Origin of the sequence: Shimia abyssi (assembly GCF_003014475.1) — a bacterium.
Lineage (GTDB): Bacteria > Pseudomonadota > Alphaproteobacteria > Rhodobacterales > Rhodobacteraceae > Shimia > Shimia abyssi.
In genome coordinates this window covers 291664-314542 of sequence record NZ_PYGJ01000001.1, presented here as the reverse complement: position 1 = coordinate 314542, position 22879 = coordinate 291664, and the positions used below count along the sequence as shown (strand labels likewise).

The 22879-nt window shown below is 58.7% G+C and carries 20 protein-coding genes; 11 read left to right on the top strand and 9 right to left on the bottom strand.

The features are described 5' to 3' along the window. Positions 1–88 precede the first annotated feature (88 nt). From CLV88_RS01560 to CLV88_RS01550, 3 genes are all read right to left on the bottom strand, one after another. Positions 89–1000, bottom strand: a complete 912-nt coding sequence (locus tag CLV88_RS01560; RefSeq protein ID WP_106606607.1) for an ABC transporter permease — start codon at positions 998–1000, stop codon at positions 89–91. Next, positions 993–2000: an ABC transporter permease gene (locus CLV88_RS01555; RefSeq protein WP_106606606.1), complete on the bottom strand. Its 1008-nt coding sequence runs from the start codon at positions 1998–2000 to the stop codon at positions 993–995. Before CLV88_RS01555 ends, CLV88_RS01560 begins: the two co-directional genes overlap by 8 nt. A gap of 111 nt (positions 2001–2111) precedes the next feature. Then, a complete protein-coding gene (locus tag CLV88_RS01550) occupies positions 2112–3812 on the bottom strand; it encodes a peptide ABC transporter substrate-binding protein (RefSeq protein ID WP_106606605.1) in 1701 nt (566 codons plus the stop codon). Between the two features lie 293 nt (positions 3813–4105). On the opposite strand from CLV88_RS01550, the gene CLV88_RS01545 reads away from it, so the two are divergent. From CLV88_RS01545 to CLV88_RS01520, 6 genes are all read left to right on the top strand, one after another. Next, positions 4106–5938 (top strand): ABC transporter ATP-binding protein, encoded by a 1833-nt coding sequence (locus tag CLV88_RS01545; protein ID WP_106606604.1) that lies wholly within the window; start codon positions 4106–4108, stop codon positions 5936–5938. A 135-nt stretch (positions 5939–6073) separates the two neighbouring features. Then, positions 6074–7240 carry an acetylornithine deacetylase gene (argE, locus tag CLV88_RS01540; protein WP_106606603.1) on the top strand — a complete coding sequence of 389 codons (1167 nt, stop codon included), beginning with the start codon at positions 6074–6076 and terminating at the stop codon, positions 7238–7240. A gap of 5 nt (positions 7241–7245) precedes the next feature. After that, positions 7246–7629 (top strand): nuclear transport factor 2 family protein, encoded by a 384-nt coding sequence (locus tag CLV88_RS01535; RefSeq protein WP_106606602.1) that lies wholly within the window; start codon positions 7246–7248, stop codon positions 7627–7629. A 27-nt stretch (positions 7630–7656) separates the two neighbouring features. Beyond that, positions 7657–8982, top strand: a complete 1326-nt coding sequence (locus tag CLV88_RS01530; RefSeq protein ID WP_106606601.1) for an NAD(P)/FAD-dependent oxidoreductase — start codon at positions 7657–7659, stop codon at positions 8980–8982. Between the two features lie 23 nt (positions 8983–9005). Then, complete coding sequence (locus CLV88_RS01525; RefSeq protein ID WP_106606600.1) at positions 9006–10172, top strand: amidohydrolase; 1167 nt, start codon at positions 9006–9008, stop codon at positions 10170–10172. 25 nt (positions 10173–10197) lie between these two features. Beyond that, on the top strand, positions 10198–11361 hold the full coding sequence (locus tag CLV88_RS01520) for a M20 aminoacylase family protein (protein ID WP_106606599.1): 1164 nt from the start codon (positions 10198–10200) through the stop codon (positions 11359–11361). Positions 11362–11511: 150 nt separating this feature from the next. Here the strand turns inward: CLV88_RS01520 and moaA are convergent, their stop codons facing one another. Beyond that, a complete protein-coding gene (moaA, locus tag CLV88_RS01515; protein ID WP_106606598.1) occupies positions 11512–12519 on the bottom strand; it encodes a GTP 3',8-cyclase MoaA in 1008 nt (335 codons plus the stop codon). Positions 12520–12601: 82 nt separating this feature from the next. On the opposite strand from moaA, the gene CLV88_RS01510 reads away from it, so the two are divergent. Then, positions 12602–13027, top strand: coding sequence for a hypothetical protein (locus tag CLV88_RS01510; protein ID WP_106606597.1), 426 nt, complete (start codon positions 12602–12604; stop codon positions 13025–13027). 42 nt (positions 13028–13069) lie between these two features. Here CLV88_RS01510 and CLV88_RS01505 read toward each other — a convergent pair whose 3' ends face one another. From CLV88_RS01505 to glmU, 4 genes are read right to left on the bottom strand one after another with little or no spacing between them, the layout of a single operon-like run. Next, on the bottom strand, positions 13070–13753 hold the full coding sequence (locus CLV88_RS01505; protein WP_106606596.1) for a DNA alkylation repair protein: 684 nt from the start codon (positions 13751–13753) through the stop codon (positions 13070–13072). Next, a complete protein-coding gene (locus CLV88_RS01500; RefSeq protein ID WP_106606595.1) occupies positions 13743–14300 on the bottom strand; it encodes a pyridoxamine 5'-phosphate oxidase family protein in 558 nt (185 codons plus the stop codon). Before CLV88_RS01500 ends, CLV88_RS01505 begins: the two co-directional genes overlap by 11 nt. Before the next feature lie 10 nt (positions 14301–14310). After that, positions 14311–16134 carry a glutamine--fructose-6-phosphate transaminase (isomerizing) gene (gene glmS, locus CLV88_RS01495; protein WP_106606594.1) on the bottom strand — a complete coding sequence of 608 codons (1824 nt, stop codon included), beginning with the start codon at positions 16132–16134 and terminating at the stop codon, positions 14311–14313. 1 nt (position 16135) lies between these two features. Further along, entirely contained in the window at positions 16136–17488 is a 1353-nt protein-coding gene (gene glmU, locus CLV88_RS01490; RefSeq protein ID WP_106606593.1) for a bifunctional UDP-N-acetylglucosamine diphosphorylase/glucosamine-1-phosphate N-acetyltransferase GlmU, read from the bottom strand. 138 nt (positions 17489–17626) lie between these two features. On the opposite strand from glmU, the gene CLV88_RS01485 reads away from it, so the two are divergent. Then, complete coding sequence (locus tag CLV88_RS01485) at positions 17627–18298, top strand: HAD-IA family hydrolase (RefSeq protein ID WP_106606592.1); 672 nt, start codon at positions 17627–17629, stop codon at positions 18296–18298. Here CLV88_RS01485 and CLV88_RS01480 read toward each other — a convergent pair. Beyond that, the gene (locus CLV88_RS01480) at positions 18271–19578 is read right to left on the bottom strand and encodes an MmgE/PrpD family protein (protein ID WP_106606591.1); all 1308 of its coding nucleotides are present in this window, start codon (positions 19576–19578) and stop codon (positions 18271–18273) included. The two genes, CLV88_RS01485 and CLV88_RS01480, sit on opposite strands and share 28 nt — an antisense overlap. Positions 19579–19742: 164 nt before the next feature. Between CLV88_RS01480 and CLV88_RS01475 the strand changes: the two genes are divergently transcribed. From CLV88_RS01475 to CLV88_RS01465, 3 genes are all read left to right on the top strand, one after another. Continuing rightward, positions 19743–20948, top strand: a complete 1206-nt coding sequence (locus tag CLV88_RS01475) for a DegT/DnrJ/EryC1/StrS family aminotransferase (protein WP_106606590.1) — start codon at positions 19743–19745, stop codon at positions 20946–20948. 179 nt (positions 20949–21127) lie between these two features. Continuing rightward, complete coding sequence (locus CLV88_RS01470; RefSeq protein ID WP_106606589.1) at positions 21128–22291, top strand: isovaleryl-CoA dehydrogenase; 1164 nt, start codon at positions 21128–21130, stop codon at positions 22289–22291. Next, complete coding sequence (locus CLV88_RS01465; RefSeq protein ID WP_106606588.1) at positions 22288–22785, top strand: lysozyme inhibitor LprI family protein; 498 nt, start codon at positions 22288–22290, stop codon at positions 22783–22785. The genes CLV88_RS01470 and CLV88_RS01465 overlap by 4 nt, the downstream gene beginning before the upstream one ends. Positions 22786–22879: the final 94 nt, after the last annotated feature.

Sequence of the window (22879 nt, the reverse complement as noted above, 5' to 3'; positions counted from 1 at the left end):
TGGGGAGGGGGCGTGCGGTTGCAGGGAAATGAGAAACACCCTCGCAGTTGTCTGCGAGGGTGTTTCAGAGTTGTTTCCGGTGATGTGGTTAGCGACCTCGGATACGGGGGTCGAGCGCGTCGCGCAAGCCATCACCGAGGTAGTTTACGCTGAGCACTGTCAGCGAGATGGCGAGGCCGGGCCAGAATACTCGCTCGGGATAGTCTTGCAGGTATTGCGTCGCATCGTTGAGCAGGCGGCCCCATGTCGGGAAGTCTGGCGGGAAACCAAGGCCGAGGAAAGACAGCGCGCTTTCGGTGATGATCGCGTTGGCAATGCCGAGCGTGGCAGAGACCATGATGGGCGAGAGCACGTTGGGCAGGATGTGCCGCTTGATCATATTGCTGTTGGAGGTTCCGATGGAACGAGCGGCGAGGATGAACTCGCGTTCCTTGAGGGCCAGCACGTCGCCGCGAACGATGCGGGCGGTGGGCATCCAGCTGGTGATGCCGATGGCGATCACGATCAGGATAAAGATGCCCCGTTCCGGACCGACGGCTGAAGACAGGGGATCGCGAAACAGCAACATCATAACCAGCAGCAGTGGCAAGATAGGCAGGGCCAGAAACAAGTCAGTCAGGCGCATCAGCGGGCCGTCGAGCCGTTTAAAGAACCCGGCGGTGATGCCGACAAAGCTGCCAAGGCTGAGCGCCAGTAGCATCGCTGTCAGACCCACGGCAATTGAGGTTTGCCCGCCAGCCATCATACGCGCCAGCGTATCCCGGCCCAGTTGGTCTGTGCCAAAAGGATGCGCAAACGATGGGCCCTGATTGCGGGCGCGGATGTCGATGAATGTGGCGTCATAGGGCCAGAGCCACGGGCCGATAAAGACCCCGAGCACGATCACGATAAAGATCACGCCACCTGCCATTGCGCCCTTGTGCGCTTTGAGCTGATCCCAGACATCCGCCCATTGGCTGCGATGTGGTTTGGTCGGTTCGGTGTTGGTGGTATCAGTCATAGCGGATCCTCGGATCAAGAATGCCGTAGAGCACGTCTGCGATCAGGTTGAAGAACACGATCAGGAAAGCGAACATAAAGGTCAGGGTCTGCACGGTTGGCAGATCGTTGGCCTGAATTGCGCCAATCAATTGCGCGCCGATGCCGTTCACCGAGAATACCTGTTCGGTGATGATGGCACCGCCAAAGATTGCCGGAAGGCCAAGTGCAATAACGGTCACAACCGGGATCATCGAGTTTCTGAGCACATGCACCACCACGACCACGCGTTCGCTGAGGCCCTTGGCCCGCGCGGTGCGCACGTAGTCCTGATTGAGATTGTCCAGCATCGAGGCGCGCATGTAGCGGCTGATCTGAGCGGTAGTCTGCATCGCCAGAACCATCACGGGCATGATCATTTGTCGGAGCTGGTACACAAAGCTGTCCCAGTCATTCACCACATGGGTGGTGTCATAGATGAACGGGAACCAGCCCAATTGCACCGAGAAGATCACGATCACCAGCGGGCCAGTGAAGAAAGGCGGGATCGAATAGCCAATCATGGTGATGAATGTCCCGGCCTGATCGAACACTGAATACTGACGATACGCCGAGTAGATGCCGATGGGGATCGCGATCAGGATGCCCACAACATAGGACATGCCGACAACCCAGAGGGTCTGGGGCAGGCGCTCGACCACCACATCCATGACGGGGGAGCGGGTCTGCCATGAGATCACGCGCAGTTTGCCTTCGGCGTAGGCGGTGCCAAAATAGTGGTCAAAAAGAACCTGAGGTTCGACCCAGAAGAATTGTACGAGCCATTTCCAGAAGCGGATATGCATCGGCTCGCCCAGACCAAGGGCGAGGCGCATTTTCTCTTTAACTTCTGGGGGGACGGTGAGGGGGACCTGAGCCATCGGGTCTCCCGGCGCGAGTTCGAGCAGCAGGAATATGACGAGGCTGATGAACAAGAGCGTCGGGACCGCAAGGATCAGTCGGCGTATGGTGAAGGTCAGCATGAAAGCGCCTTTAACAGGTTGTTGTTCTTGTCGTTGAGCATCGATCAGCGACCTGCCTGTGCGATGCCAGATGAACTGGGGGCGGACATAATGCCCGCCCCCGTTGTTCGATTAGTTCACGCGGTGCCAGTCCGCAATGTTCCAAAGCTCGCTGTCCCATGTGTTCAGGATAACGCCGCCAAGAGAGTTGGCATGAGCCGAGACACGACCACGATCAACCAGAGGCAGGATAGTGAAGCTGTCTTTGGTCAGCATGTCGTTCATCTTTTTGGAAAGCTCATAACGCTTTTCGAGATCTGAGGTCTGACCCAGTTCGTCGATCAGAGCGTCATATGCCGGATCACAGAAGCGGTTGATGTTCTCGCCCTGCCACTGCGAAGATGGCTTAGGCTCGTTACCGCAGCGATACATCGACAGATATGCCTGTGGATCGGTACCATCGAAGTTGTTGGCGTACATTTCCACGTCCGCATAGAACTTCTGGAAGGTATCGGGGGAACCCGGATCACCGCCAAAGAACACGGATGCGTTCAGGTTGCGCAGCTCGGTTTCAACACCGATTTCGCTCCACCACTGTTTGATCAGCGCCTGGAAATCCTGACGCACAGCGTTGGTCGAGGTCTGGTACAGGATCGAGATGCGCACGCCATCCTTGGCACGGACACCGTCAGCACCTTTTACCCAACCGGCTTCGTCCAGAAGCGCGTTGGCACCGGCGATGTCCTGCGTCAGACAGTCGGTGTTGTCAGAGGCGTAAACCGCTGGGCCGGGGACCAGATTACATGTTGGGCGACCAGCCTGACCGTACCCGATTTCCACCAGAAGGTTCCGGTCAATCGCCATCGAGAGCGCCTTGCGCACGTTGATGTCGCTGAGGAACGGGTGAGGTGCGGCAACCGTTGCACGGGTATCGGCATCGAGATCCGGGCTTGGGTTGGTCATGTTCATTTCGAGACGCTCGACCAGCGAGCCAAAGGCCGCGATCGGGGTGCCTTTGCCGCCTTCGGCCATTTTGGCCAGAACATCAGGTGCAAGCTGGAGGTTCCAGGCGTAGTCAAACTCGCCTGTTTCCAGAACGGCGCGACCTGCCGCTGTTGCATCGCCGCCACCTTTGAAGGTTACGGTGGCAAAGGCTGGTTTCGCCGCATCACGATAGTTCGGGTTGGCCGAGAGCGAGATCACGTCGTTTGTTTTGAATTCGTCCACCACAAACGGGCCGGTGCCGATTGGGTTGAAGTTAGCATCCGTGCACTCGGGCGCTTTTGCACCAAGGCAGTCAGCAAACTGAGCCGCCTGAATGATGGGCGACTGGCCGCCCATGAAGGGGCCATAGGGGTTTGGTTTTGCTTCTGAGAAGTTCACCTTGACGGTCAGATCGTCGATCACTTCGACACTTTCGACGCCCTCGAATTTGGCGAGCTGCGCACAGCCACCTTCGGGGTGCATGCAGTAGTCAGCGGTGAATTTCGCGTCCGTCGCAGTGACCGGAGTGCCGTCGGACCAGACGAGGCCGGACTTGATTTTCCATGTGATGGATTTGAGATCCTCGGACACGCCGCCATTGGCAACTGTCGGGATTTCTTCGGCCAGATAAGGCACCAGTGCGCCGTTGGGGTCGTAACGGCCAAGTGGTTCGATGACCAGCGAGGCGGATTCGATATCCTTGGTTCCGCTGGACAAATATGGGTTAAGAATCGATGGCGCTTGCCAATAGATAATATTTACGTGGCCATCCGAGCCGCGCTCTGCCATGGCCGCCGGGGCCATTGCAAAGGCAGCCGCAGCGCCTAGCATAAGGGTCTTTGCTTTCATCTTACACTCCTAGTTGTTGCACATTGATGTGCTTGAAGGGCGGTTCAGGTCCGCCCGTTTTTGTGGGTCATCACGCAAGAGGGCCGCTTTCGCTCTGCCTCGAATTTTCACCGAAGCCACCATCCCCACGTCGACTGAGAGCTATCTCAGACCAGCCGGTCAAAAATTGCAAGCACTGGTTTCAGCTTGACGTTGCGCCAATTGGAATAGCGTCATGCCATCGTTTGACTTTGGCAGTGTGATGTCATTAGCGTCGGAGACTTGGCATAAAAGACAACGCAGGGAGCGGCGGGATGCTGGATGGTGACGCTCGGGGTGCAATTGCCTCGATTGAAAATCTGAGAGTGGAATTTCAAACCAAGGACGGCCCGGTTGTGGGTGTCGAGGATGTGTCGTTTCAGGTCAATCCGGGCGAAACCGTATGTATTGTTGGTGAATCCGGCTCTGGGAAATCGGTTTCGAGCCTGTCGCTGATGCGGCTGGTGGAGTTTGGCGGCGGCAAAATTGCCGGTGGCCGGCTATTGTTTGACCGCCGCGAAGGGGGCGAAACCGATATCGCCAAAACCGAACAGGGGCTGATGCGGACGATTCGCGGAAACGAGATCGGGATGATCTTTCAGGAGCCAATGACAGCCCTGAACCCGGTTTTTACCGTCGGTCGACAGCTGACCGAAGGTTTGCGATTGCACAAAAAAATGTCGAAGGATGCCGCCGAAGCGCGCGCTTTGGAACTTTTGCGTCAGGTGCGCATCCCTGAACCCGAGCGGCGGCTAAAGCAATATCCGCATGAATTGTCCGGTGGCATGCGTCAGCGCGTGGTGATTGCCATGGCGATGGCGTGTGAACCGCGCCTTTTAATTGCGGACGAGCCGACAACGGCTCTGGATGTGACCATTCAGGCCGAGATTCTGGCGCTGATGGATCGCTTGAAACGCGAAACCGGCACTGCAGTGATGTTTATCACCCACGATATGGCGGTGGTTGCGCAGATGGCGGACCGCGTGGTGGTTATGTTCCGCGGTAATAAGGTGGAAGAGGGCACGGTTAAGGAAATATTCGAGAACCCGACCCATGATTACACCAAGGCATTGCTGGCAGCGGTGCCCAAGCTGGGCGATATGACGGGCACGGATATTCCCAGCCCGATGAAGCTGTTTGGACAGGACGATCAGAAGATTGAACCGATTCCCGGCACGGATGAGCCGATTCTCGAAGTCAAAAACCTGATCACACGGTTCCCGGTGCAGGGTGGTTTGCTGCGCCGCACAGTGGCCAATGTTCACGCGGTCGAGGATCTCTCTTTTACCGTGAACAAAGGCCAGACACTGTCGCTGGTCGGCGAATCGGGCTGTGGCAAGTCGACGGCGGGGCGGTCGCTGTTGCGGCTGGTTGAACCTCAGTCGGGGCATGTGATGTTTGACGGCAAGGACGTCATGGCGCTGAATGCGCGTGAAATGCACGCGGCAAGGCAGGATATGCAGATGATCTTTCAGGATCCGTTTGCATCGCTGAACCCACAGATGAAATTGATGGATCAAGTGGCCGAGCCGATGCGCAATTACGGCACCCATACAGGTGACGAGATGCGCGCGCGGGTCGAGATGCTGTTTGATCGGGTCGAGCTGCCGCGCGCCTTTATGAACCGGTATCCGCATGAGTTGTCAGGCGGGCAACGTCAGAGAATTGCCATCGCAAGGGCGCTGGCGCTGAACCCAAAGCTGATCGTGTCGGATGAAGCTGTATCGGCGCTGGATGTTTCGGTGCAGGCGCAGGTGTTGAACCTGATGATGGAATTGCAGGCCGAGCTGGGCATTTCATTTGTGTTCATCAGCCATGATATGGCGGTGGTTGAGCGGGTGAGCCATCATGTTGGCGTGATGTATTTGGGCCGGATTGTCGAGCTGGGCCCGCGGCGGGCCGTGTTCGAAGATCCTCAGCACCCTTATACACAAGCATTGATGAAGGCGGTTCCGATCGCAGATCCCAATCAGCGGAAATCGGAAAAAGACTTGAACTTTAAGCCGATACCGTCGCCAATTCATCCAGTTGGATATGAGGCAGGCCCGTCCGAATACAAAGAGGTCTCTCCCGGCCACAAGGTCTTGATCAGCGACAGCGGCTATTGATCGCGGCGCGACCTGAGAGGTCGCTTAAGGGCAGAGTTGGCTTTGTGAATCTGGCGGTGGGTGGTTGCCACGTTAAGCAATTCCCGCCAGAGTGATGAGGCTGTGTGAAAGCAGCCGCAAAAAGAGGCTTTTGAGATGACGAACCGCCTGAGTGCGCGCGAGATTTTGGACAAGCTGGTGTCGTTTCCGACAGTCAGCCATGATACGAACCTACCGCTGATCGACTGGGCTGAGGCGTATCTGGGATCACACGGGATCGCGACCTATCGGCACCCGCATGAAACCGCGCCGGATAAGGCAGCGATGTTTGCCCATGCGGGACCGGATGTGGCGGGCGCAGTGGTGTTGTCGGGGCATACGGATGTCGTGCCGGTTGAGGGCCAACCGTGGAGCACCGACCCGTTTGAGGTGGTCGAAAAGGACGGTTTGCTGTTTGGTCGTGGCACATGCGACATGAAGGGTTTTGACGCGCTGGCGATCTGGGCCATGGTCGAGGCGCATTACGCGGGTGTGCGCCGTCCATTGCAGATCGCGTTGAGCTATGACGAAGAGATCGGCTGTACCGGAGCGCCGCCTCTTATCGAGAGCATGAACAAGGTTTTGCCCAAGGGCAGCGCGGTGATCGTGGGCGAGCCGTCGATGATGGGCGCGGTCACGGGGCACAAGGGCGGAACCGGATTTCATGTGCATGTTCGGGGGTTTGAGGTGCATTCTTCGATTATGCACACCGGGGCGAATGCGATCATGTATGGCGCCAAGCTGATCGAGTGGGCCAACGAGATGAACGCGGAGAATATGGCGGGGCAACCGGGTGAGCTGGATGCGGTGTTCGAGCCGCCGTGGACCACGGTGCACGTCGGGATGATCGAGGGCGGCACAGCGCATAACATCACGGCGCTGGATTGTCGGTTCGGGTTGGATTTCCGGTTTGTTCCGGGGGATTCGTCAGAAGACTGGACAGCGCGCGCGCGGGCAAAAGCGGCTGAGATCGAAGCCGAAATGCAGGCGGTGGTGCCTGAGACCTATATCGAGATGAAAGAGTTCTTTGGCGTGCCAGCTCTAAAGCCCGAAGAGGATGGCGAGGCCGAGGGTCTTGTGCGTCGGTTGACCGGGGACAATGCGGCGCGGGTGGTCAGCTATGGCACCGAGGGTGGGCATTTTCAGAATGCGGGCTATTCCACCGTGATCTGCGGCCCCGGCGACATTGCACAGGCGCATCAGCCAGACGAATTCCTGAGTGTGGCGCAGTTTGAGGCTGGGCAGGCGTTTATGGAAAAACTGATTGAGATGCTAAAAGGATAAGCGCCATGTCAGAGGCACGTACGGTGATCCTGCAACGATATTTTCAGGCGCTGACGGATGGCGATACGGACACGATCCTGTCGCTGTTTGCGCCGTCGGGCGAAGTGATGTCGCCGTTTCTGGGCGTGATGGCGGCGGCACCGTTTTTTGCCAAACTTGCAGAGGCGTCGAATGGCAGTGTGCTGACGGTGCTGGACATTCTGCACAGTTCGATCGGCAAGACGGCGGCTGCGCGATTTCGTTATGATTGGACATTGAAAGATGGCAGCGCTGTGCATTTTGAAGGTGTCGACCATTTCACTTTTGATGCCGAGGATCGGATCACGCGGATGAACATTTATTATGACACGCATCCATTGCGGGTTGAGGTCGGCGACAAGTACGCCTGAGGAGTTCAACCGGTGTTTCCGATTACAATGAACAGTCCGGTCGAACATCATGGGCCGCTTCCCAAGGCAGCGGAAGTCGTGATTATTGGCGGCGGTGTCATTGGCGTGAGCGCGGCCTATTATCTCGCGCGTGCGGGTGTGTCTGTGGTGCTGCTCGAAAAGGGACGGATTGCGGGTGAGCAATCGTCGCGCAATTGGGGCTGGATCCGGCAGCAGGGGCGCGATCTGGCGGAATTGCCGATCATGATCGAGGCCAATCAGCTGTGGCGCGAGATTGCCGCCGATCTGGACGAAGATATTGGTTTGGCAACATGTGGTCTGACCTATCTGACCAATGATGAGGCCGAGACAGCGCGGTATGAAGATTGGTTAAAGGACGCCGTGCCAATGGGTGTGGACAGCCGGGTTTTGTCTGGGCGCGAGATTGAAACATTGCTGCCGGGGATGACAAAACCGTATGCCGCGGCGCTGCACACACCGTCGGATATGAAGGCGGAACCTTGGGTGGCCGTTCCCGCGATTGCGCGCGCCGCCGCGCGCCATGGCGCGGTGATCGTGGAACAGTGCGCGGCGCAGGTGCTGGAGCGGGAAGGCGGCAAGGTAAGCGGCGTACAGACCGAGCAAGGGCCGATCAGGGCCGGTGAGGTGATTGTGGCAGGCGGGGCGTGGTCTTCGTTGTTTCTGAGGAATGAAGGCGTTGATATTCCACAGCTTTCGGTGCGTGCGACTGTGGCCGCAACGGGACCGCTGCCTGAGGTGCATGGCGGAGGCGCGGTGGGAGACAGTCTGGCGTTTCGGCGGCGGCAGGACGGCGGCTATACATTGGCGGCGTCGGGGTATCACGAGATTTTTGTCGGTTTTGATGCGTTTCGCCATGCCACCAAATACCTGCCACAGCTGCGCAGATCACCGTTTATGCGGGCCTATCGACCGCGCGCGCCCGAGGCGGGTTATCCGGACGGGTGGGGCACGAAGCGGCGCTGGGATGGTTCGAGCACCAGCCCGTTCGAGGCGCAGCGTATCCTTGATCCGGCGCCGAACGCGGGCAAAGTGGCGGAGATCCGAGCGGCGTTTGAGAGCTTGTTTCCGGCGCTGGGAGAGGTCAGGATAGCGGACAGTTGGGCGGGGATGATCGACACCATGCCGGACATCGTACCAGTGGTCGATCGCGCCCCGGTTTCCGGGTTGAGCATCTGCACCGGTATGTGCGGGCACGGGTTTGGGATTGGTCCCGCCTTTGGGCGCATTATGGCTGACATGGTGATGGGGAACGATATCGGACACGACATGCGTCGGTTCCGATTTGGGCGGTTTAGCGATGGATCGCGGTTAGAACTGGGCCCGGATTTATAATCTCGGGCCGATGGGGGGACATTATGCCGATCAAAAATAGCTTTGCAGAAATGCAAGATGAAATCACCGGCTGGCGTCGACATTTGCATGAAAACCCGGAGCTGGGGTTTGATGTGCATGAAACCGCAGCCTTTGTGGCAGCTCGGCTGAAAGAGTTTGGCGTCGATGATATCACAACCGGGATCGGGCGTACGGGTGTTGTGGCGACGATCAAGGGGCGGTCGGACACCAAGGGCCGCGTGGTAGGGTTGCGCGCGGATATGGACGCGCTGCCGATCCACGAGATCACCGGGCTGGATTATGCCTCGAAGGTTGAGGGCAAGATGCATGCCTGTGGGCATGACGGGCATACCGCGATCCTGCTTGGCGCGGCCAAGTATCTGGCACAGACGCGGAATTTTGACGGCACGGCAGTGCTGATCTTTCAGCCTGCCGAAGAGGGTGGTGGCGGTGGGCGCGAGATGTGCGAAGACGGCATGATGGACCGGTGGAACATTCAGGAAGTTTACGGCCTGCACAATGCGCCGGAGTTTGATACCGGTGAATTTGCCATTCGACCCGGCGCGCTGTTGGCGTCTGCGGATGAGTTTGAGATTGTGGTCACCGGGCAGGGCGGCCACGCGGCGGCCCCCCATGCGGCGATTGATACCACGCTGGTGGGTGCGCAGATTGTTGTGTCTTTACAGTCGATTGTCGCGCGCACTATTGATCCGCTGCACCGGGTTGTTGTGACGGTGGGCACGTTTGAGACCGATAGCGAGGCCAGCAATATCATCGCCCACACTGTGCGGATGAAAGGTACGGTGCGTACGTTGGAGGCGGCAAACCGGGCCATGGCCAAGGAGCGCATTCGCGCGATTGCCGAACACACCGCAGCAGCCTTTGGCGCGACGGCTGAGATGGTCTGGGAAGATGGCTATCCTCCGACCGTGAACCATGAGGTCGAGACCGGCTATGCCGCAGAAGCGGCGCGGGCGGTGGCGGGTACGGTGATTGAGGATGTGGACCCGATCATGCCCGCAGAAGATTTTGCCTATATGCTTGAAGAGCGTCCGGGGGCCTATATCTTTCTAGGTAATGGGAACAGCGCTCAGTGCCACCACCCGGCCTATAATTTCAACGATGATGCGATTCCGGCTGGATGCAGCTGGTTCGCCGAACTGATCGAGCGCCGAATGGCGCTGGACTAAGACCTGAACAGAGGAAGACCCTGAGATGCCCGTTAAGAACCGATTTGCCGAATTGCAGGCCGAGATTACCGAATGGCGCCGTGATCTGCACGAGAACCCCGAGATCCTGTTTGAGACTCATCGCACCAGTGCGTTGGTGGCTGAAAAGCTCAAGGAGTTTGGCTGTGACGAGATTGTCACCGGGATTGGGCGTACTGGTGTAGTGGGGGTGATCAAGGGCAAGACGGACAGTGCAGGCAAGGTGATTGGCCTGCGCGCGGATATGGATGCGTTGCCGATCCATGAGGCGACGGGGCTGGACTATGCCTCAAAAACCGACGGGGCCATGCATGCCTGTGGGCATGACGGGCACACAGCGATGTTGCTGGGGGCGGCGAAATATCTGGCCGAGACACGCAATTTTGACGGCACAGCAGTGGTGATTTTCCAGCCTGCCGAAGAAGGCGGCGGTGGCGGCAAGGAGATGTGTGACGACGATATGATGAACCGCTGGGGCATTCAGGAAGTCTATGGCATGCACAATTGGCCGGGGCATCCGGTGGGATCGTTTTTGATCCGGCCCGGTGCATTTTTTGCAGCGACTGATACGTACGATATTGTTTTTGAAGGAAAAGGTGGTCACGCTGCCAAGCCGCATGAGACCATCGATTCAACCGTGATGGCGGCGCAGGCGGTGGTGGCGCTGCAATCTATTGCCAGCCGCAATGCCAACCCTGTCGATCAGGTGGTAGTGTCGGTCACGTCGTTTGAAACCTCGTCCAACGCCTATAACGTGATCCCGCAGCGGGTACATCTGAAAGGCACCGTGCGCACGTTGAGCAATGAGATGCGGGATTTGGCCGAAACACGGTTGAAGGCGGTCTGTGACGGGATAGCCGCCACCTATGGCGGGTCGGTCGATGCGGATTACAAGCGCGGTTATCCGGTGATGGTGAACAGTGACGCGCAGACCGAGTTTGCCGCGGATGTGGCGCGGTCTGTATCTGGGACCTGTGAAGATGCGCCGCTGGTCATGGGCGGCGAGGATTTTGCCTATATGCTGGAAGAACGCCCCGGAGCTTATATTCTGGTGGGCAATGGCGATACGGCCGCCGTGCACCATCCGGAGTATAACTTCAACGATGAGGCCATTCCGGCCGGGTGCAGCTGGTGGGCGGAGATTGTCGAGCAGCGTATGCCGGCGGCGTGACGGATAAGTGTGGGGGAGGGGCTTTGCCCCTCTTTTGCCGTTGGCAAAATTCACCCCAAAGTATTTTTGGCAAGATGAACATGCGGGTTCGCGAGTTGCGGTGCCGCCTGTCTTTCTTTTTTGAGCTTTGCCGACTGTTGAACTGTCAATTCAACCGCCCGTATGGCTCATGTGTCGTGTCATTTGGCCATCCACTTTTTGGCGGGAATAGTCAAAGTCATGGCCTTTGGGTTTGAGGCGGATGGCGGCGCGAATGGCGTCTTCGAGCTGACCTTCGCCTTGCGCGCTGGCGCGTAGAGGTGCGCGTAGGTCGGCCATATCTTCCTGACCGAGACACATGTAAAGCTCTCCGGTGCAGGTCAGGCGCACGCGGTTGCAGCTTTCGCAGAAATTATGGGTCATCGGGGTGATAAAGCCGATTTTCTGGCCGGTTTCTTCGAGGCGCACATAACGGGCGGGGCCACCGGAGCGTTCGGTAAGGTCTGTGAGTGTGTAACGCTCGGCGAGGCGGGCGCGCAGGTCGCGCAGAGACCAGTATTGATCAAGCCGGTCTTCGTTTCCGAGATCGCCCATCGGCATGACCTCGATCCAGGTCATGTCCATATCGCGTTCGGCGCACCATTCAGCGAGTGGAAAAAGTTCGTCTTCGTTGAAGCCTTTGAGCGCAACGGCGTTGATTTTGACCCGTAGCCCAGCCTTTTGCGCGGCGTCGATGCCGCGCAGCACCTGAGGCAGGCGGCCCCAGCGTGTGATGTCGGCGAATTTTTTCTCGTCCATCGTGTCGAGTGAGATATTCACGCGGCGCACGCCACAGGCGTAAAGGTCGTCTGCGAAACGTTCGAGCTGTGAGCCGTTGGTGGTGAGTGTCAGCTCTTTGAGGGTGCCAGCGTCTAGATGGCGTGTCATTGAGCGGAAGAAGGTCATAATATCGCGGCGCACAAGCGGTTCGCCCCCGGTGATGCGCAGTTTTTCAACGCCGAGGCGGACGAAAGTGGAGCACATGCGATCCAGCTCTTCGAGAGTCAGAAGCTCTTTTTTGGGAAGGAACGTCATGTTTTCCGACATGCAATAGACGCAGCGGAAATCGCAACGGTCGGTGACGGAAACCCGCAGGTAGTTCACGGCGCGTTGGAAGGGATCAATCAGAGGAGCTGTCATGAGATATTGGTAGAGGCCATTGAGGGCAGGGGCAAGGTGTTCGAAGGTTGTAGATGGTTATGAAGCGGTGCAGGATCAAGGCATGAGATATGTGTGGGTAATTGCGACGGCGGTCGTGCTGGTTGGATGTGATCGGGTGAACCTGACTCTGTTGCGGCAAAAAGAGCCGGATCCGGTGCTGTTGGAGCCGGTTGCAGAGGAGGGTGTTTCTGTTCCTGAGGAGGTGCAGGACATCAGTATTGAGGCGCGCGAAGAGGTGCCGCGCGGGGCGCTCGGGACGACGGTGGTATCGCTTGGCGCGGCGAGCGAGCCGGGTCTGTGGTTGAAGACGCCGTTGGTGGCCAAGTCACGTCCCGGCGTGGTGCGCTGGAATGGTGGCTCGGTTGAGGTGACGTTGATCCCGATAGAAGGGCAGAGCGGTGCGGGCAGCCGAATGTCACTGGCGGCCATGCAGGCGCTGGGGATCCCGTTGACCGCGCTGGAAGAAGTGTCGGTCGAGGCACGGTGAGGCGTTTGCTTTTACACACTGATGGTCGCCTTCGCCTTTGGCTCAGAGTGTTTTGAGGTATTTACCTGCCTCTTTGCGGGCAAAGTTTTTCATGCGATCCCCGTGGTTTGCTAGAAAAGCGTTTGTGCGTTCGACGTCGTGTTTGGAGAGGTCGCGCAGCCACCATGCGACGGATTTCTGAATGAACCAGTCCGGATCGTCGACATAAGTTGCAGCCCAGCCGAGAACCCTGTCGCGGATGTCCAGCTCGTGCGGTTTGGGGAAGTTTTGCTTGGCGAATGGCAGAGTGATGACCATGGCCGCGCGCCGGGTCCACATGTGATCGGATTGCGTCCACGCCTCAATGTCCTCGATCCGGGTTAGATCGGCGGTAATACGTTTTTGACCGGCCATGCAGGCGTGATCGGCAATGGCCCAGCTGTCAAAATCGGGCACCCATGAGGTGATCAGCGTCCACGCGTCGCCGTCAGGACGCAGGCGGGCCTGCGTCAGCAGTTTGGCCGCCGCAATACGAGCCTCGAAGATGTCGGTTTGCCACAGACCGTCGGCCAAGGCGACCCGTTCAGAGACACTGAGAGTACGGCGCCACTCTTTGGTCACGTCATTGGTGGCCGTGTTGGGAATGCCCAGTACGGTGCGGGTTTGTTTGTGATAAGCCGCCATCTGTTCCGCGCGGCCTGGTTCGATATGGGCCGAAAGGACGGCGAGCGCGGTGTCAGGAGTCATTGTATTGCCCCAGCACATGCGTGGGGAACCCGTCAATGGTGCTTTGATTTTTCTCTTTCCAATAGGCGGTTACCCCGTCTGGTCCGCGATCTTCGGCCCATTTCTCCAGCGTATCGCGCGGCGCGACAAGTTCATATTGGGGCACTGCGTAGCCACAGGAATTTTGCACCATTTCGACCGAAACGTCATAGATCTGGCGCACGGCACCGGCGTCGGGAAAGTGGGCGCTGAGTGCGGCAAAATCCTGATCTCGCGGGTGCAAGGTGCGAGCTGTGCCGTAGGCGCGCAGGATGAGCGGGCGCTTGCCAAAGCTGCACCACATCAGGGTCATGCGGTTGATGTCCAGAAGGTGCCCGGCAGTTTCATTGCCGCTGCCGGTGAAATTGCGCCAGATGATGCGGTTGGGTCCAAGAACGCGCAAGCTGTCCATGCCTTTTGGCGAAACGTTCACGCGCCCGTCGGTGGCCGCTGTGCTGACAAAGAACATGTGTTGTTCTTCGATAAACTTGGTGTGGCTGGCCTCAAAGGCAGGGAATTGCTTGGCCATGGAGAGGCTCCTATTCGACGGTCACCGATTTGGCGAGGTTGCGGGGCTGATCGACGTCTGTACCTTTGGCGATTGCGGTATGGTAGGCCAATAGCTGCGCCGGCAATGCGTAGAGGATCGGCGTGAGCACGGGCGAAACAGCGGGAACCTGGATGATATCCCAGGCGCCTTCGCCGCCTTCCTGAGCGCCCGCTGAATCGGTTACGAGAAGAACCTTGCCATTGCGGGCCATGACCTCTTGCATGTTGGACACGGTTTTGTCGAAGAGGCTATCGCGCGGAGCGAGCACCACGACGGGCACGTTTTTGTCGATCAGCGCGATGGGGCCGTGTTTAAGTTCACCTGATGCATAAGCTTCGGCGTGTATATAACTGATTTCTTTTAATTTTAGCGCACCTTCAAGAGCCATTGGGTACATCAGGCCGCGCCCCAAAAACAGGATGTCGCGCGCTTCGGACAGCTTGCGGGCGGAGGTTGCGATCTTTGGTTCAGCTTCAAGCGCGACGTTGAGTACACCGGGTAAGGCGCGCAGCTCGGAGAGGTGGTTTTTCAGGTCGCCGTCTGAAAGGCAACCGCGGTCTGACGCGGCCTTAAGCGCGAGCATCAGGAGCACAACCAACTGGCAGGTAAACGCCTTGGTCGAGGCCACACCGATTTCGGTGCCTGCCGAGATGGGCAAGGCCAAATCGCTTTCGCGGGCGATGGAGCTTTCGGGCACGTTGACCACTGAGAGGATCGTGTCTGCCTTGCCCTGACAATAGCGCAGTGCCGCAAGTGTGTCGGCTGTTTCCCCGGATTGGGATACAAACAGCGCCAAGGTGCGAGCAGGGATTGGAGGTTCGCGATAGCGGAATTCGCTGCCCACGTCGACTTCGACCGGGATACCCGCCAGCTGTTCGAACCAATATTTTGCAGTCAGGCAGGCGTATGATGCGGTGCCGCAGGCGACCATGGTCAGGCGGTCCACCTTGGTAAAATCTATGTCGCTGCCGGGTAGGACGACGGCGCTGCCATCTTTGGAAAGATAGTGATCAATCGCTTCGCCAACGACGGTGGGTTGTTCGGCAATTTCCTTTGCCATGAAGTGTTTATGTCCCGCCTTGTCGACACGAGCCTGATCAATGCGAATTTCGCGCATGTCACGGTTGGCCAATGCGCCGTTGGCGTCGCGGATTTCTAGCGAGGTGCGGGTGAGGACGGCACTGTCGCCCTCCTCGAGATAAGTGATGCGGTTTGTCATCGGCGCGAGCGCAATGGCGTCGGAACCGACAAACATTTCGCCATCCCCATGGCCAATGGCCAGGGGCGAGCCTTTGCGTGCGGCGACAATCAGGTCTTCCTCGCCCTGAAAGAGAAAGGCCAACGCAAAAGCACCATCCAGACGGGAGAGCGTTTTGCGTGCTGCGTCAACGGGGGATAGGCCGTCATTCATATAGGCCTGTGTGATCAGAGCGACAGTTTCGGTATCAGTCTCGGTGACAAAGCTGACGCCATTGGCGGTGAGCTCTTCGCGCAAGTCGCGGAAGTTTTCGATGATGCCATTGTGAACAACGGCGACCGGGCCTGCCTGATGCGGATGGGCGTTGGTCACGGACGGTGCACCGTGGGTGGCCCAGCGAGTGTGGCCGATGCCGGATTTGCCCTGAAGTGGGTCATGCACCAGCAGGTCAGAGAGATTGACCAGCTTGCCCACGGCGCGGCGACGGTCAAGCACGCCGTTGTTGACGGTGGCAATCCCGGCGCTGTCATAGCCGCGATATTCAAGGCGTTTAAGCGCCTCGACGAGGATTGGTGCGGCTTCGTGATTGCCGAGGACCCCTACAATTCCGCACATTTTAGCGTTCTCCGTCGCGTTTTTTCTTTTTCATTTTCAACATTTCGAACAATTTGCGAGCCAAGCCCGGTTTGTTGATCTGTTCGGTGCGTGACAAGGCGAGAGCCGCATCTGGCACGTCTTTGGTGATCACGGACCCCGAGCCGGTCATGGCCTCGTTTCCGACAGAAACCGGCGCGATCAGCATCGTGTTGGAGCCGATGAAAACCTTGTCGCCGATATGGGTGTGATGTTTCATCACGCCGTCATAATTGCAGGTGATCGTACCTGCGCCGATATTTGTGCCACTGCCGATGGTTGCGTCACCAACGTATGACAGGTGGTTGACCTTACTGCCTTCGCCGATGGTGGCGTTTTTGATTTCGACAAAATTGCCGACATGAGTGTGTTCGGAAAGCTCTGCGCCGGGGCGCAGACGGGCGTATGGGCCGACGATGCTGCCTTGGGCGATGTGGCAGCCTTCAAAATGCGAGAAAGCGCGCAGACGCACACCACTTTCGACGGTGACGCCGGGGCCAAAATAGATGTTGGGTTCGACAATCGTGTCACGCCCGATCACGGTGTCAAAGGAGAGCATGACGGTGTCGGGCTGTTGCAGGGTGACGCCCAGATCAAGCAGTTCGGTGCGGGCGCGGGATTGGAAAATCGCCTCTGCCTGGGCCAGATGGGCGCGGGAATTGATGCCAAGCGTTTCGGCTTCGTCACAGGCGACTGCGGTGACGGAGAGGCCACGCTGTCGCGCAATGCCGACGATGTCGGTGAGGTAATATTCGCCTTGGGCGTTTTGCGGCTGAACGGCATCGATCAGATCAAATAGCTGCGCGCGCTGAACTAACATTACACCAGAGTTACAGAAAGTTACGGCGCGCTCTTCAGGTGATGTATCGGCAAATTCAACGATCTTTTCAAGGCTGTCACCTTGCATGATCAGGCGGCCATATTTGCCGGGATCGGCGGCCTCGAACCCAAGTACGACAACGGCGTTGTCTTTGCGCGCGGCGACCATCTGTTCCAGAGTTTCGCCAGTTACGAATGGCGTGTCACCAAAGAGCACAATTACGTCGCCGTCAAACCCATCAAGCACGTCGCGGCAGACATTCACCGCATGGGCGGTTCCGTTCTGTTGCTCTTGCAGGACGACCGTCGCGTCAGGATCATAGTCGGCCACGGCGGATTTAACTGCGTCATACCCGTGCCCGGCGACGATGATCGTGCGTTCGGGAGACAAGGACGCGCCGGAGCGCATGGCGTGCACCAGCATGGGCGCGTTGGCAATCTGGTGCAGAACTTTTGGCTGGTCGGACTGCATCCGGGTGCCTTTGCCCGCGGCCAGGATGACAAGTGCTGTGCTCATTTTGTTTTTCTCTTTGTAATCCGATAGCGCCCGTTTTATCCGGATGGGACAAGGGCGCAAGGGCGTTGGCCATCAAAACAGATTGCGCGTTGTAACAGGTTTGGGCGGAAAAGCGCCATATTGAGCGGGAGTTAAGTCATGCGCACGGTGGTGTTTGATCTGGATGGAACCCTGGCGGACACAAGCGGCGATCTGATCGCGGCGGCAAATGTGTGCTTTCGCGAGATGGGGTTTGGCGATGTGTTGGACGCGGCACGAGACGCGGGCGTCGCGCTGCGCGGCGGGCGACGGATGCTGGTTGAGGGGCTGACGCGGCATGGGGCCATGGATGAGGCGGTTGTGAAACGCTATTATCCGGTTCTGCTGGAAGCGTATGGTGGTGCTATATCCAAACATACGGTGTTTTTCCCCGGCGCGATGGAAGCTGTAGAGGCGTTAAAGGCGCGTGGTTATGGCGTGGGCATTTGCACGAACAAGCCTGAGGGGCTGGCGGAGCAGTTGATGCGGGAGCTGGGCGCGCGCGAGGCGTTTGGGGCGCTTGTGGGTGCGGATACGTTGCCGGTGCGAAAGCCCGATCCGGCGCCGCTGGTTGAAACGGTGCGGCGACTGGGCGGTGATCCGGCAATGACGGTTTTGATTGGCGACAGTGATACGGATCGCAACACGGCCAAGGCCGCTGGTGTGCCATCGGTGTTGGTGACCTTCGGGCCAAGCGGCGAGGATATGGCGGCACTGGAGCCTGAAGCGTTGTTGAATGATTTCAGAGATTTGCCGGACGTGGTTTACGGGTTGATCGGGCGCAATAGCTGATCTGAGAGGGCGCGCAGGGGCATCTCCTCGAGCCCTGACAGGCTCTCTTCGATGCGATCAGCGGTGTCGCGCCCGAGGATCGGGTCAGCAAGACCGTGGTATTTCGCGCGCAGTTCGGCGGCGGTGGCAGGGCTGGTGTGATCCCAGCGCGGTTCGCTCCAATCGCCGGAAAAACGCCCCTGCGCGGTTTCCAGCGTGACACGCGCGAGGCGTTTGGTGGGGAAATGCGCATTCGCGTGATCGCTTTCGACCATTCGGATAGCGCTGGCTAGGCGGGCGGTTTCAGGGCGGTTGAGCGCCTCGTCTGCAATGTCGCGCGCGGTAACCGTGCCATTTTGCAGCGCGATGGCGACCGGGAAACAGGTCGAGTATTGTGCGGCTTCGGTGGAGGTGGGGTGCGGATTGGCCAGACGCACGGATTCGTGGAAGGTTTCGATCTCGATCAAAGTGATGTCGGCGGCGTTTAGGCCATGCGCGGCCTGCACGGCGAGCGCGCTTTCGATGGGGGCCTGTGCCCATCGGCACACGGGGTAGGGTTTGTAATACTGTTCCAGCATGTACCAGCGCGTGCCGAGGTCTGACCAAAAGTCCGGGGTATCTTCAACTGTGATTGCGGGGGCACCGGTAAAGCCCGATTGTGCGAGTTTCACGGCAGAAACACCGGCCATGGCCCCCCAGCCTGAGCCGTCCTTGACCATGGTGGGGTGGTCAATGCAGCGCATCATCTGGCTGCGGGGACCGTGGTATTCAGCGATGCCCAGAGCGTGCCGGGTTTGGTCCGGCGTGAGGTCAAGCAAACGCGCTCCTGCCGCGGCGGCGGTGACGGCGCCCCAGCTGCCCGAGGTGTGATAGTCGGGCACAGTGGCGTGTTGGGCAATGGCGGCACGGGCACCAAATTCGTAGCCCATAACCATGGCGGCGAGGAAGTCGCGCCCAGATATGTTGGCTTGATGGCCGAGCATCAGGGCGGAGGGCAGGAGGGGGCAACCGATGTGGCCCTTTGCCGGGTTAAAGCCGTCGTGACCATCAAGCGCGTCTATTGTCATGCCCGCGGCCAGTGCTGCGCCGCTGGCGGAGGCTGGGCGGCCATCGAACAATATGGGAATGTCGCCGCCAAATTCGCTGGTGGCGTGATCGCAGATCAATTGCGCCAGCCGGGTTTGGCGGCCCCCCGCAGCGACACCGATCAGATCAAGCAGGCTGAGCTCGATTTGAGCGCGAACCGGAGCAGGGATGTCGTGCCATGTGAGAGCATGGATGAAGTCGAGTGGTGCTGGCATTGGGGCTCCTCCGGTGATGTGACCAGCCTAACCGGTGGAGAGGTCGAGAATGGGGAAAAGGCGACGAAAACGCGTCGCAAAGGGAACAGGTTCGCATGGTTGTGGACGGCGGGGGTGGGCTGGCGTAAAGCTGAAGCAATTGAGTTAATGAGAGTTGCGGAGCGATGGTCGAAGGTTTTACCGGCAAATTTACGGGTAATTTCACTCAGCAGGGGCCAATCCCGGAAGACGCCATCGCGGCGGCGGTTGAGGTGATGCGATCAGGGCGGCTGCACCGCTACAATGTGGCATCCGGCGAAGCAGGCGACGTGGCGTTGTTGGAGCAGGAATTTGCACAGAGCGTGGGTGCGAAATACTGTCTGGCGGTGGCCTCGGGCGGGTATGCGATGAGCTGTGCGCTGCGCGCATTGGGGGTGAAACCCGGCGACAAGGTGTTGACCAACGCCTTTACGCTGGCCCCGGTGCCCGGTGCGATTGCCAGCGTGGGCGCGGTGCCGGTGTTTGTCGGCGTCACCGAGGCACTGGTGATTGATCTGGAGGATCTGGCGGCCAAGGCAGATCAGGCTGATGTTCTGATGCTGAGCCATATGCGCGGGCATATTTGCGATATGGAGGCGCTGATGCAGCTGTGTGATGCGCATGTGGTGCGCGTGATCGAGGATTGCGCGCACACGATGGGGGCAGCGTGGCGCGGGGTGCCGTCGGGGCGGTTCGGCGTGATGGCGTGTTATTCGACACAGACCTATAAGCATGTGAATTCAGGTGAAGGTGGTTTGCTGATCTCGGATGATGCGGAGCTGATGGCGCGAACGGTGATGTTGTCGGGGTCTTATATGATGTTTGATCGGCATTTGGCCGTACCTGAACCTGAGGTGTTTGCGTCGATCAAGTATGAGACCCCGAACATGTCTGGGCGGATGGATCATCTGCGCGCGGCGATCCTGCGTCCGCAATTGGCGCGGTTGAAGGACCAGGTTGAGGCGTGGAATGCGCGGTATGGCGTATTGGAAGAGGGTTTGCGTGGCACGCCGGGCCTGCGAATTGTCGAGCGCGAGAGTGACGAAGCCTATGTCGGGTCGTCCATCCAGTTTTTGTTATTAGATTGGGATACGGCCAAGATTGGCGAGGTGCTGGCGCGTTGTGCGGCGCGGGGTGTGGAGCTGAAGTGGTTTGGCGGTGCCGAGCCCGCCGGGTATACATCGCGCTATGACAGCTGGCGCTATGCCCCCAGCGTGGCGATGCCAGCGAGCGACCGAGTGCTGAACGGGGTTGTTGATATGCGTATACCACTAACGTTTTCGCTTGAGGATTGCGCATTGATTGCGCGGATCATTCGCGCCGAGGTGGGCGCAGTGTGGCAAGCGGGTTAAGATCGCAACATTAGGGGGCGCTGCCCCCATCGCCGCAAGCGGCGATCCCCCCGAAGTATTTCCGGCAAGATGAATGCGGTTTTGGCGCATGAGTGGCGAGGGTTTGTGAAAGCTCTTGAAGGGAATCGCTGTTTTGGCTATTTAATGAACGAGCGTTCAATAAATTGGAGGTGGCGCGCATGTTCATGCACACGATGGAGTTCGATCTAGGCGAAGACGTTAACGCCATGCGCGAAATGGTGCATCGGTTTGCTCAGGAGCGGATCAAGCCGATCGCTGCCGAGGTGGATCAGACCAATGAGTTTCCCACTCCGTTGTGGCGCGAGTTTGGCGATTTGGGCCTGTTGGGGATTACGACACCTGAAGAATATGGCGGGGCGGGGATGTCCTATCTCGCCCATGTGATTGCGGTGGAGGAGATTGCGCGGGCGAGTGCGTCGGTGTCGCTGAGCTATGGCGCGCATTCCAACCTGTGTGTGAACCAGATCAAGCTGAATGGCACTGAGGCGCAGAAGGCCAAGTATCTGCCGCGCCTGATTTCGGGCGAGCATGTGGGGGCCTTGGCGATGTCAGAGCCGAGTGCGGGATCGGACGTGGTGAGCATGAAGCTGCGCGCGGAGAAGCGGAATGATCGCTATATTCTGAACGGCAATAAGTATTGGATCACCAACGGTCCGGATGCGGATACGCTGGTGGTTTATGCCAAGACCGACCCGGATGCGGGGCCACGCGGGATCACGGCGTTTTTGATTGAGAAAGAGATGGTAGGTTTTTCGACCGGTCCACATTTCGACAAGCTGGGGATGCGGGGGTCAAACACGGCTGAGCTGATTTTTGAGGATTGCGAAGTACCGTTTGAAAACGTGCTGGGCGAAGAGGGGCGCGGGGTTGCGGTGCTGATGTCCGGGTTGGATTACGAGCGCGTGGTTCTGGCCGGGATTGGCACCGGGATTATGGCGGCCTGTCTGGACGAGGTGATGCCCTATATGGTTGAGCGCAAGCAGTTTGGGCAGAGCATCGGGAATTTCCAGCTGATGCAGGGTAAGATCGCGGATATGTACACGGCGATGAATTCGGCGCGGGCTTATGTGTACGAATGTGCCAAGGCCTGTGACGCGGGCCGGATCACGCGGCAGGATGCGGCGGCGTGTTGTCTTTATGCCTCGGAAGAAGCGATGAAGGTTGCGCATCAGGCGGTGCAGGCCTTTGGCGGGGCCGGGTATCTGAGCGACAACCCTGTCGGGCGGATTTTCCGTGATGCTAAGCTGATGGAGATTGGTGCAGGTACAAGCGAGATCCGACGGATGCTGATCGGGCGCGAACTGATGGCGGCGCAGGTATGATGCGCGGCGTAACCCTGTTGGTGTGTCTGAGCGCGTCGGCGCTCGCGGCGCAGGAGCTGGTGTTTTCGCCTGCCGCGACCGAGGCGTGCATGGTCGAGTTTGGCCATTTGGTCGATGTGTCATTCTGTGCCGGAGAGTCGGCCAATGCCTGCATGGAAGCCACGACAGACGGATCTACGACCGTTGGTATGTCGGGGTGTCTGGAGCAGGAGCGTGTCTATTGGGATGGACGGCTGAATGCCGCCTATGGCGTTGTCCAGAGCGGTGCGCGCAAGATTGATGCGGAAATGCGGGAGCTGGGATCATCTGCGCCAAGTCAGGCGGACGCACTGCGAGATATGCAGCGGGCGTGGATCGGGTATCGGGATGCGACTTGTGATTATGAGCGCGCGCTTTGGGGCGGGGGCACTGGCGGCGGGCCGGCCACTGTGTCCTGCCACATGTCGTTGACTGCGAAACAGGCGCTGTATCTGGAAGCGGCGCAGGAGAATTGACGTGGAGTTCGCGCGAACTGGGGCGATGTCGTGAAGAGGTGGGTTCTTTGGCTTCCCTTTGGCGCTGTCTTGCTTGCGGTCAGTGTATTTGCAT